General features: G+C 69.0%; 11 protein-coding genes. 7 read left to right on the top strand and 4 right to left on the bottom strand.

Going from position 1 to position 11,285, the window contains the following annotated elements; genetic code table 11:
• From VMS22_09710 to VMS22_09690, 5 genes are all read left to right on the top strand, one after another.
• Window positions 1-660: NADP-dependent phosphogluconate dehydrogenase (locus VMS22_09710; GenBank protein ID HXJ34297.1), on the top strand; the 660-nt coding region annotated here is incomplete at its 5' end.
• Window positions 657-2,033 carry a glucose-6-phosphate dehydrogenase gene (zwf, locus tag VMS22_09705; GenBank protein ID HXJ34296.1) on the top strand — a complete coding sequence of 459 codons (1,377 nt, stop codon included), beginning with the start codon at window positions 657-659 and terminating at the stop codon, window positions 2,031-2,033. The genes VMS22_09710 and zwf, both read left to right, overlap by 4 nt.
• Window positions 2,030-2,746 (top strand): ROK family protein, encoded by a 717-nt coding sequence (locus tag VMS22_09700; GenBank protein ID HXJ34295.1) that lies wholly within the window; start codon window positions 2,030-2,032, stop codon window positions 2,744-2,746. Before zwf ends, VMS22_09700 begins: the two co-directional genes overlap by 4 nt.
• Window positions 2,743-4,008 carry an NAD(P)/FAD-dependent oxidoreductase gene (locus tag VMS22_09695; GenBank protein ID HXJ34294.1) on the top strand — a complete coding sequence of 422 codons (1,266 nt, stop codon included), beginning with the start codon at window positions 2,743-2,745 and terminating at the stop codon, window positions 4,006-4,008. The genes VMS22_09700 and VMS22_09695 overlap by 4 nt, the downstream gene beginning before the upstream one ends.
• A gap of 7 nt (window positions 4,009-4,015) precedes the next feature.
• The gene (locus VMS22_09690; GenBank protein ID HXJ34293.1) at window positions 4,016-4,915 is read left to right on the top strand and encodes a D-hexose-6-phosphate mutarotase; all 900 of its coding nucleotides are present in this window, start codon (window positions 4,016-4,018) and stop codon (window positions 4,913-4,915) included.
• On the opposite strand, the gene rpiA is transcribed toward VMS22_09690, so the two are convergent.
• Window positions 4,887-5,633, bottom strand: a complete 747-nt coding sequence (gene rpiA / locus VMS22_09685) for a ribose-5-phosphate isomerase RpiA (GenBank protein HXJ34292.1) — start codon at window positions 5,631-5,633, stop codon at window positions 4,887-4,889. The genes VMS22_09690 and rpiA overlap by 29 nt on opposite strands.
• Before the next feature lie 152 nt (window positions 5,634-5,785).
• Between rpiA and tal the strand changes: the two genes are divergently transcribed.
• Together tal and rpe are read left to right on the top strand one after the other, a co-directional pair.
• Window positions 5,786-6,874 (top strand): transaldolase, encoded by a 1,089-nt coding sequence (gene tal / locus VMS22_09680; protein ID HXJ34291.1) that lies wholly within the window; start codon window positions 5,786-5,788, stop codon window positions 6,872-6,874.
• Window positions 6,871-7,545: a ribulose-phosphate 3-epimerase gene (rpe, locus tag VMS22_09675; GenBank protein HXJ34290.1), complete on the top strand. Its 675-nt coding sequence runs from the start codon at window positions 6,871-6,873 to the stop codon at window positions 7,543-7,545. Before tal ends, rpe begins: the two co-directional genes overlap by 4 nt.
• Window positions 7,546-7,562: 17 nt before the next feature.
• Here the strand turns inward: rpe and tkt are convergent, their stop codons facing one another.
• The 3 genes from tkt to pgi form a co-directional block, all read right to left on the bottom strand.
• On the bottom strand, window positions 7,563-9,614 hold the full coding sequence (gene tkt, locus VMS22_09670) for a transketolase (protein ID HXJ34289.1): 2,052 nt from the start codon (window positions 9,612-9,614) through the stop codon (window positions 7,563-7,565).
• 11 nt (window positions 9,615-9,625) lie between these two features.
• Window positions 9,626-10,318 (bottom strand): 6-phosphogluconolactonase, encoded by a 693-nt coding sequence (gene pgl / locus VMS22_09665; GenBank protein HXJ34288.1) that lies wholly within the window; start codon window positions 10,316-10,318, stop codon window positions 9,626-9,628.
• Window positions 10,318-11,285: glucose-6-phosphate isomerase (gene pgi / locus VMS22_09660; protein ID HXJ34287.1), on the bottom strand; the 968-nt coding region annotated here is incomplete at its 5' end. The genes pgi and pgl, both read right to left, overlap by 1 nt.

The raw sequence follows: 11,285 nt of genomic DNA, 5'->3' as shown, positions 1-11,285 counted from the left end.
GGCGGCGTGTGGGGGCTCGAGCGTGGCTACTGCATGATGATCGGCGGCCCGGCGGCCGCCGTGCAGCGGCTCGATCCCATCTTCAAGACGCTCGCGCCCGGGGTGGGCGACATCCCGCGCACACCCGGACGCGAGAAGCTGGGCGGCACGGCCGAGCACGGATATCTGCACTGTGGCCCGAGTGGTGCCGGGCACTTCGTCAAGATGGTCCACAACGGCATCGAATATGGGATTATGGCCGCGTATGCCGAAGGGATGGGCATTTTACGCGACGCCAACGTCGGCAAGCAGCAGCACGCGATCGACGCCGAGACGACGCCGCTGCGCGATCCCGAGCACTATCAGTACGATCTCAATCTGCGCGACGTTGCCGAGGTGTGGCGGCGCGGCAGCGTGATCGCGTCGTGGCTGCTCGACCTCACGGCGGCGGCCCTGGTGAAGGACCCGGCCCTCGCGGGCTTCGCGGGCCAGGTGTCGGACTCGGGCGAGGGACGGTGGACGATCAAGGCCGCCATCGACGAAGCCGTCCCGGTGCCCGTCCTCTCGACTGCGCTCTACCAGCGCTTCAGCTCGCGCGGCGAGGCGGACTTCCAGGACAAGCTCCTCTCTGCCATGCGCTTCGAGTTCGGCGGCCATCTCGAGAAGGGGCCGGCGAAATGACCCGATCCCGATCGAAGGCCCTGGTGTTCTTCGGCGCGACCGGCGATCTCGCCTACAAGAAGATCTTCCCGGCGCTGCAGGCGATGGTCCGGCACGGCCGTCTCGACGTGCCGGTCATCGGTGTCGCACGGGCGGGCTGGAACCTGGAGAAGCTGCGCGCGCGTGCGCGCGAGAGCATCGAGAAGCACGGCGGCGGCGTCGACGAAGGGGCCTTCGCGAAGCTCGCGGGCCTCATGCGCTACGTCGACGGCGACTACGGCGACGACGCCACGTTCAAGAAGGTATGCGAGGATCTCGGTCCCGACCCCCAGCCCACCCACTACCTCGCGATCCCACCCAGCATGTTCCCCACCGTGGTCGCCGCGCTGGGGCGGGCCGGTTGCGCGCAGAAGGCGCGCGTCGTGGTCGAGAAGCCGTTCGGGCGCGACCTGGCCTCGGCGAAGGCCCTCAACCAGACGCTCCACACGATCTTCGACGAGTCCGCGATCTTCCGCATCGACCACTACCTCGGCAAGGAGGCCGTGCAGAACATCTTGTACTTCCGGTTCGCCAATACGTTCCTCGAGCCGATCTGGAACCGCAACTACGTCGAGAACGTCCAGATCACGATGGCCGAGAGCTTCGGCGTCGCGGGGCGGGGCCGCTTCTACGAGGAAGCAGGGGCGATCCGTGACGTGATCCAGAACCACATGCTGCAGGTGGTGGGGTTCCTCGCCATGGAGCCGCCGGTCAGCACCTATGCCGAGTCGATCCGCGACGAGCAGGTAAAGGTGTTCCGCACGATCCGGCCGCTCCGACCCGAGGACCTCGTGCGCGGCCAGTTCCGCGGCTATCGCCAGGAGGCGGGGGTCGCGCCCGACTCGCAGGTGGAGACGTTCGCCGCGGTGCGCCTGCACATCGACTCGTGGCGCTGGCAAGGTGTCCCGTTCTACATCCGCGCCGGCAAGTGCATGCCGACCGACGCGACCGAGGTGCTGGTCGAGCTGCGGCCGCCGCCACTGGTGAAGCAATTCCCCGAGTTCGGGAACTACGTCCGCTTCCGGCTGAGCCCGCAGGTCGTGATCGGCATCGGCGCGCAGGTGAAGCGACCGGGTGAGGAGATGGTGGCCCAGCAGACCGAGCTGTCGGTCGTCCATCATCCGGGCGGCGACGAGATGGAAGCCTACGAGCGGCTGCTCGGCGATGCGATGGACGGCGACGCGACCCTGTTCGCGCGCCAGGACGCCGTCGAGCGCGCGTGGGAGATCGTGGAGCCGATCCTCGGCAACAAATCGCCCGTACACGAGTATGCGCAGGGCACGTGGGGGCCCGCCGAGGCGGACCGGCTGACGGCCGACGTGGGCGGTTGGCATTGTCCGGAGTGCAAGCCGTGACCCGCGGCCGGCGCCGTTCGGGAACGCCGCGACGCCGGAAGGTCCTCGTCCTCGACGTCGGCGGGACGCACGTGAAAGTCCTCGCCACCGGACGGCGCGAGGAGATCAAGATCGATTCCGGGCTCAAGATGACCGCGCGCAAGATGGTGGCGGAGGTCAAGCGTGCGACGGCGGGGTGGAAGTTCGACGTCGTCTCGATCGGCTACCCGGGACCGGTGCTTCACGGCCGGGTGGTCGCCGAGCCCAAGAACCTTGGACGCGGGTGGGTGGGATTCGATTTCGCGAAGGCCTTCGGACACCCCGTGAAGATCGTCAACGACGCGGCCATGCAGGCCCTCGGCAGCTACCGGGGCGGACGCATGCTCTTTCTCGGGCTCGGAACGGGGCTCGGCTCCGCCCTCATCATCGACGGAGCCTTGGAGCCCATGGAGCTGGCGCATCTACCCTACGAGAAGGGCCGCACCTACGAGGACTACGTCGGCATCCGCGGTCAGAAGCGGCTCGGCAAGAAGAAGTGGCGCCGTCACGTGGCCGACGTCGTCGAGAAGCTCCGCACGGCACTCGAAGCCGAGTACGTCGTCCTGGGCGGTGGGAATGCCCGCGCGCTCAAGAAGCTCCCCCGGGGTGCACGTCTGGGGGACAACGCGAACGCCTTCATCGGCGGGTTTCGCCTGTGGGACGATTCCGCGAAGAAGGCCTGGGGAACGACGTGAGCGGGAACGCCGCACCCCCCCGCGTCGTCATCGTCGGCGGTGGCTTCGCAGGCGTGGCGGCAGCGCAGGGGTTGCGGAACGCGCCGGTCAGCGTGACGTTGCTCGATCGGCGCAACCATCACGTCTTCCAGCCGCTGCTCTATCAGGTGGCCACCTCGATCCTCGCGCCCGGCGACGTCGCCACACCCATCCGGAACCTCGTCCGCAAGCAACACAACGCGACCGTGGCGATGATCGAGGTCACCGGGGTCGACACGGAGAAGCGCCAGATCCTGGTCGACTACCTCGATCAGGGAGAGCAGCCGTTCGCCTACGACTATCTCATCCTCGCCACCGGCGTGGATCAGAGCTACTTCGGCCACGACGAGTTCGCGGCGTTCGCGCCCGGCCTGAAGTCGATCGACGACGCCATATCGGTCCGCTCGAAGGTGTTGCGCGCATTCGAGACGGCCGAGCTGGAGCGCGATCCCTCGAAGCACCGCGATCTGCTCACCTTCATCCTCGTGGGTGGGGGTCCCACCGGGGTCGAGCTGGCGGGCGCCTTGGCCGAGATGATGCGAACGACGCTCAAGTCCGACTTCCGGCGGATCGATCCGACGTCGGCACGCATCGTCCTCGTCGAGGGCAGCCCCCGCATCCTGGCGTCGTTCAGCGAAGACCTGTCCCGGCGGGCACACCAGCGGCTCACCCACATGGGCGTCGAGATCCGCACCGGCGCCCACGTCGAGCGCGTCGACGCCGAGGGCGTGCTCGTCGCGGGCGAGCGGATCGCGAGCCGGACGGTCATCTGGACGGCCGGCGTCGCACCCTCGCCGGCCGGCAAGTGGCTCGCGACCGCGACCGATCATGCCGGACGCGTCCGCGTCCAGCCCGATCTCACGGTGCCGGGTCGGCCCGAGATCTTCGTGGTCGGGGACACGGCGTCCCTCGACCAGGACGGCCGGCCGCTGCCCGGTGTGGCCCAGGTGGCGCTGCAACAGGGCCAGTACGCGGCCAAGGTCATCGCGAATCGGCTCGCCGGACGTCCGGCTCTGCCGCCGTTCCGCTACTTCGACAAGGGCAACATGGCGGTCATCGGACGCAACTTCGCCATCCTCGAGTCAGGTCGGGTGCGGCTGGCCGGATTCGTCGCGTGGGTCGCGTGGTCCGCCGTGCACCTCGCGTTCCTTCCGCTCGCCGGCAACCGGCTCATGGTCTATCTGCGATGGGCGTGGACCTACGTGACCAAGCAACGCGGGTCGCGCCTGATCCTCGGCAAGTGATGCGACGATGACGCCGGAGGCGCTCAACGAGCGCTTCGCGATCCCCGGAGTGCTGCGGTTCGAGCACGGTCCGGGCGGCCTCGTTCGCGCCGCCGTCACGACCGCCTCGAGCACCGGACACGCTTACCTGCACGGCGCGCACGTCACCCACTACCAGGCGCTCGGGCAGTCGCCGCTCCTCTTCACCAGCTCAAGCAGCCACTACAGCGCCGACAAGGCGATACGGGGCGGCGTGCCGATCATCTTTCCCTGGTTCGGTCCGCGCGCCGCCGATCCCGGAGCCCCCGAGCACGGCTTCGCCCGCACCGCCGGGTGGTCGGTGGAGTCGGTCGAGCAACCCGACGACGTGTCCGTGGCCGTCGTGCTCGGGCTCGAGCCCACCCAGGTGACGCGAGCGCTGTGGCGACACGAGTTCCGCATCCGGCAGCGCGTCGTGTTCGGGCCGCGGCTGGAGATGCGACTCGAGGTCGAGAACCGCTCGTCCGAGCCGTTCACGTTCGAGGAGGCGCTCCACACCTACCTGCGCGTCGGCGACGTGCGGGAGGTTACGCTGCGCGGCCTCGCAGGAACGACGTACATCGACAAGACGGACGGGATGAAGCGCAAGCGCGAGGACGCGGAGACGATCCGCTTCCGCGGAGCGACCGATCGCGTGTTCCTCGAGACCGACGCGACGTGCGTGGTCGAGGATCCCGTTCTCGGCCGGCGCCTCGTCGTCGAAAAACACGGGTCCGCGACGACGGTCGTGTGGAATCCGTGGAGCGAGAAAGCACAGGTCATGACGGATCTCGGCGCGGACGAATGGCGCTCCATGCTGTGCGTGGAGACGGCCAACGCCGCCGATGACGCAGTCCATCTCGCCCCCGGCGAGCGTCACGTCATGGCTGCGATCGTTCGGAGCGCGTGAGCACCTCCACCCGGCCGTCCCCGTAGCCCACCAACACCTCGTGCGCCGTGCCGAGGAAGAGCCCGATGTCCACGACGCCGGGAATCGCACGCACCGCTGCGGCGAGCTTGCGCGCCGCGCTGCCGTCCGCGAGCGGACGGAGCAGCGCACAGTCGAGCGTCAGGTTGCCGTTGTCGGTGAGGAACGGGTCTTTCGCATTCGCGGTCGGACGCACGGTCGGGACGAGCGAGAGCGCCTTCAGCCGCCTCGTGACGAGCCCGCGGGCGAGAGGGATCACCTCGACCGGAATCCGGCCTCGCTCGCCGAGCGTCTGGACGAGCTTCTCGCGTCCGACCAGAATGACCTGGCGCTTGGATGCCGCCGCGACGATGCGCTCGCGAACCAGCGCTCCACCCCACCCCTTCACGAGATCGAGATCGGGGGACACCTCGTCCGCGCCGTCGACGGTGAGGTCGAGCTCGACCTCCTCATCGAGCTCGATGAGAGGAATGCCGAGCCCCCTCGCCTGGGCCGCCGACCCGTTCGAGGTCGGAACGCCCACGACTCGAAGGCCCTGGCGCACGCGCTCGCCCAGCCGCGCGATGAAGGCGGCCGCAGCGCGCCCGGATCCGAGGCCCACCTTGGCACCGTCCACGATCATATCGAGCGCCCGGGCCGCGACGGCCTGGACCCCGGCATCGTTCGCGCTCCCCGCGCCGGCGCTCCGTTCTTCCGTCATGTCGACCTCTGCGTCCCGATGCTTGATACGTGGCTCGCCCCGCCGCGTAAAGCTGCCACCGCTCGCGTATTCCCTTTGCTCGCGCTTGGCGTAGACTCCGCACTGGGGCGGGTTCCCTGGCCGCTCGGCCCGTAACGAACAAGGAGACGCGAATGACCAAGGCGACGCAACGACTTCACGAAGCCGGGCAGAGCATCTGGCTCGACAACATCACCCGCGCCCTTCTCACGAGCGGCACGCTCGCGCGCTACATCAAGGACCTCTCGGTCACGGGACTCACCTCGAATCCCACCATCTTCGACCACGCCTTGAAGAACGGCCGCGACTACGACGATGCCATTCGCGAGAAGACGGCGCAGGGCAAGTCGGGCGAGGGGCTCTTCTTCGAGCTCGCCCTCGAGGATCTCGGCAAGGCCGCCGATCTCTTCCGGCCGATCCACGACGCGACCGACCGCGTCGACGGCTGGGTGTCGCTCGAGGTCTCGCCCAAGCTCGCCTACGACACGGCGACGACCCTGGCGGCGGCCAAGGAGCTGAGCGCGCGGGCCGCCCGACCGAACCTCTTCATCAAGATTCCAGGCACGAAGGAAGGGATTCCGGCCATCGAGGAGGCGATCTTCGCCGGCGTGCCGGTCAACGTGACCCTCCTCTTCTCCCGCGAGCACTACGTGGCGGCTGCGGAGGCGTACGTTCGCGGGATCGAACGGCGCGTTGCGGCCGGCCTGAATCCGCGCGTCGCCTCGGTGGCGTCGGTCTTCATCTCCCGCTGGGACGCGGCGGTGGCCGGTAAGGTTCCGGCGGCCCTCGAGAACCAGCTCGGCATCGCAGTGGCTCGACGTACCTACAAGGCCTACCGAGATCTCTTGGCGTCCAACCGATGGCTCCGGCTCCTCAACGTCGGCGCGCGATCGCAACGGCTGCTCTGGGCGAGCACGGGCACCAAGGACCCCAAGGCGTCGGACGTGCTCTACGTCAAGTCGCTCGCGGCGCCGCACACCGTGAACACCATGCCGGAAAAGACACTGCTGGCGCTCGCCGAGCACGGCGACATCGGCGACATGCTGCCGCACGACGGGGGCGACGCCGAAGAGGTCCTGGACAAGATGACGCAGGCGGGCGTCGATCCGGGTAAGCTCGCCGCCGATCTCCAGCGCGACGGCGCCGCGGCGTTCGTCAAGTCGTGGGACGACCTCCTCGCGTGCATCGCGGAGAAGACGGCGAGCCTGCGCAAGACGGGATGACGGTCAAGGTCGCGCCGTCGATCCTGGCCGCCGACTTCACGCGCCTGGGCGAAGCGATCGCGCTCGCCGAGCGCGGCGGCGCCGATCGCATCCACGTCGACGTGATGGACGGTCATTTCGTGCCGAACATCTCGATCGGCATTCCCGTCGTCGCGTCCATCCGCAAGGCGACGACGCTCCCGCTCGAGTGCCACCTCATGATCGACGACGCCGACGCCTACCTGGACGCGTTCGCCCAGGCCGGCGCCGACGCCATCAACGTCCATCAGGAAGGCAACCCGAATCTCCATCGCACGCTCCAGCACGTCCGCCAGCTCGGAAAGCGGGTCGGCGTCGTGATCAACCCGGCAACGCCGGCGAGCGTCCTCGAGGAGGTCCTTCCCGACGTCGACCTCGTGCTCGTGATGACGGTCAACCCGGGCTTCGGCGGGCAGGAGTTCATCCACGGCACCCTCGGCAAGATCCGCCGCGTGCGAGAGATGATCCGCGCGAGCGGCCGGCCCATCGAGCTCGAAGTGGATGGTGGCATCGACGACAAGACGACGCCGCTCGTCGCCGCCGCGGGCGCCGACGTGCTCGTGGCCGGATCGGCGATCTACGGGGCGCCGGACGGTGTGGTCGCCGCCATCACGCGGCTGCAGCGGGCCGCGGGGCGACCGCCGACGACCTGACTCACGATCGCGCGACGCTACCGCGTGCCGAGCAGCTCCTTCGCCACCGCCACCACCCGCCCCGGCTCGAAGCCGAATTTCCGTTGGAGCTCCTTCAACGGTGCCGAGGCGCCGAACGTGTGCATGCCGATGACGCGGCCCCGCCAACCCACGTAGCGTTCCCATCCGAAGGTGGACGCCTGCTCGATCGCGACGCGGGCAGTGACGTCCGGGGGGAGCACGCCGTCGCGGTAGGCCTGTGGCTGCTGCTCGAAGACGTCCCACGACGGCATCGAGACCACGCGCGAGCGGATTCCCTCGGCGAGGAGCTTCTCGTGGGCCTCGACCGCCAGGACGACCTCGCTGCCGGTTGCGATCAGCACGATCTCGGGCTTCCCGCCGGGTGCATCACCGAGCACGTACGCGCCGCGCGCGACTCCGGAGGCTGGAGCGTACTTCCGCCGATCGAGGGTGGGTAGGGGTTGGCGCGAGAGCGCGATCACCGCCGGCCGGTGACGGAGCTGCAGGACGTAGCGGTAGGCCTCGACCACCTCGTTGGCGTCGCCGGGCCGCATCGTGGTGAGCCCGGGAATCGCACGCAGGGACGCGAGCTGCTCGACCGGCTGGTGGGTCGGGCCGTCCTCGCCGTCGCCCATGGCGTCGTGCGTGAAGACCAAGATCGTCGGCAGCTCCATCAGCGCCGAGAGCCGGATCGCCGGACGCGCGTAGTCGCTGAAGATGAAGAACGTCGCTCCGAACGGGCGCAGCTTCGAGAGCGCGAGCCCGTTCACGATCGCGCCCATCGCGTGCTCGCGGATGCCGAAGTGGAGGTTCTTCCCGCCGGGGCTCGCCGCCTGCACGTCGCCGGCGCCCTCGAACTTGAGCGTGGTCTTGTTGGACGGCCCGAGATCCGCCGATCCGCCGAGGAACCAGGGAACGTTCTTGGCGAGCACGTTCAGCACCTGGCTCGACGCGTCCCGGCCGGCGAGGCCCTTCGGATCCGCGGGGAAGGTCGGCAGGTCGCGATCCCACCCCGCCGGCAGCTCGCGGCGCTGCATCTGGTCGACCGCCGCCGCGAGCTCCGGGAACTTCGTGCGGTACCCGGCGAAGAGATCGGTCCATTTGCGATGCGCGTCCGCGCCACGCACGCCGACGTTCGATGCGAAATGCTCGTAGACGCCGTCGGGGACCAGGAACTTGGCGTCCTCGGGCCATCCGTAGGCGCGCTTGGTGAGCCGGATCTCGTCGTCGCCGAGCGGCTCGCCGTGGGCCGCGGCGGTGTCCTGCTTGTGCGGCGAGCCGTATCCGATGTGGCTGTCGAGGATGATGACGGTCGGACGCCCCTTCGTCTCGCGGAAGGTGCGCAGCGCGTGCTCGATACGCTCCGTGTCGTTCGCGTCGCCGACGCGGAGCACGTTCCATCCGTAGCCGAGGAAGCGGGTCGCGACGTCCTCGGTGAAGGCGATCTTGGTGCTGCCCTCGATCGTGATGTGGTTGTTGTCGTAGACCCAGCAGAGGTTGTCGAGGCCGAGATGGCCGGCGAGCGACGCGGCTTCGGAGCCGATGCCCTCCATGAAGCACCCGTCGCCGCACACGGAGTAGACGTCGTAGTCGAAGACGTCGAAGCCGGGACGGTTGTAGCGGGCGGCCAGCCAGCGCTGCGCGATCGCCATGCCGACGGTGGTGGCGATGCCCTGTCCGAGCGGGCCGGTCGTGGACTCGACGCCGGACACGAGGTGGTACTCCGGGTGGCCGGGCGCATGGCTGCCGAGCTGCCGGAACCGGCGGATGTCGTCGAGCGTGACCGACGGCTGTCCCAACTGCTCGTAGTCGGCGTTCACCGCCCTTGTGCGCGTCAGGTGCAGGACCGACCAGAGGAGCATCGACGCGTGACCGTTCGAGAGCACGAACCGATCGCGGTTCGGCCAGATGGGATCCTGCGGATCGAAGCGCATGACCCGGTTCCAGATCGTGTAGACGAGCGGCGCGAGGGCCATCGGCGTCCCGGGATGCCCGGAGTTCGCGGCCTGCACGGCGTCGATCGAGAGCGTGCGGATGGTGTTGATGCACAGGGTATCGAGATCGGCCATCGTCGACTCCTTCAGCGCGACTGCCCGGCCGCCGCCGCATCGGCGAGGACCGTGGCACGCTCGGCGGAGACCCGCCCGGCGGGGATGGTCCGGTCGCCGGCGCGCAGGCGTCGCAGCATCTCCACCTTCTCCGCTCCCGTGACGACCCAGAGGATGCGTCGGGCGCGGTCGAGGACGGGATAGGTGAGCGTCATGCGACGCCGGCCCTGGTAGGGACCGGAGAGCGTGACGTCGGCATCGGCCACGTCGAGCGCCGGATCGGCGGGCACGAGCGACGCTGTGTGGCCGTCGGGCCCGAGCCCGAGGTGGACGAGGTCCAGCGTCGGCGGCGCGCCGGCGACCGCAACGAGCTCGCGGGCATAGTGTGCAGCGGCCGCGGTGAGGTCCGTCTCTTCGACCGCCATCGCGTGGAGCTGGTCGGGCCGAAGCTGCACCTTCGCCAGCAGGCTCTCGCGGATGTGCGTCAGGTTCCGATCGGGATCGCCGGCGGGCGCTACCCGCTCGTCCACCTGGAAGAGGTGCACCGCATTCCAGGGGACGTCCTCGTCGGCGAGGGCCCGGAGCATTTGCCACGGCGTGTGGCCTCCGCTCACCGCGAGCGCGAAGCGGCCGCGCGCCGTCACCGCCGCGCGGGCGTCGGCGGCGATCAGCTCCGCGGCCCGCCGCGCCACCGCCTCCGCGTCCGCGAGCACGAGGACCTCCATCACGCATCCCTCAGCTTGCGGTAGCGACGGATCAAGCTGTTCGTCGAGCCGTCGTGGGCGAGCGCGGGCTCCGCCTTGCTCTCGATCTCCGCGATGATGCGCTGGGCGAGCACCTTGCCCAGCTCGACGCCCCACTGATCGAACGAGTCGATGCTCCAGATCGTGCCCTGTGTGAAGACGCTGTGCTCGTAGAGGGCCACGAGCTTGCCGAGCGTCGCCGGCGTCAGGCGCTCGGCGAGGATCGTGTTCGACGGGCGATTGCCCTCGAACACGCGATGCGGGACCAGGCGATCCGGCGTGCCCTCGGCCTTCACCTGCTCGGGCGTCTTGCCGAAGGCCAGCGCCTCGGTCTGCGCGAAGACGTTCGCCAGCAGCATGTCGTGATGGCGGCCGAGCGGATTGAGCGAGTGGACGAACGCGATGAAGTCGGCGGGGATGAGGCGCGTGCCCTGGTGGATCAGCTGGTAGAACGAGTGCTGTCCGTTGGTTCCGGGCTCGCCCCAGTAGATGGGGCCGGTCGCATAGTCCACCCGCGTCCCGTCGAGCGTCACGTGCTTGCCGTTGCTCTCCATCGTGAGCTGCTGGAGGTAGGCCGGAAAGCGCTTCAGGTACTGCTCGTACGGCAGGACCGCGACCGTCTCGGCGCCGAAGAAGTCGGCGTACCAGACGCCGAGGACGCCCATCAGCACCGGCAGGTTGCGCTCGAACGGCGCGGTGCGGAAGTGCTCATCCATGTCGTGGAACCCGCCGAGCATGTCGCGGAAGCCGGCGGGACCGATCGCGAGCATGGTCGAGAGCCCGATCGGCGAGTCCATCGAGTAGCGCCCGCCGACCCAGTCCCAGAAGCCGAACATGTTGGCCGTGTCGATACCGAACTCGGACACCTTCTCGGCGTTCGTCGAGACGGCGACGAAGTGCTTCGCCACGGCCTCGGTGCGCCCGCCGAAGGCGCGCAGCAGCCAGTCGC

This window comes from Candidatus Eisenbacteria bacterium, from assembly GCA_035577985.1.
Lineage (GTDB): Bacteria > Desulfobacterota > Binatia > DP-6 > DP-6 > DATJZY01.
Note: the sequence above shows the minus strand (reverse complement) of the source record. Positions and strands in the feature narration are given on the sequence as shown.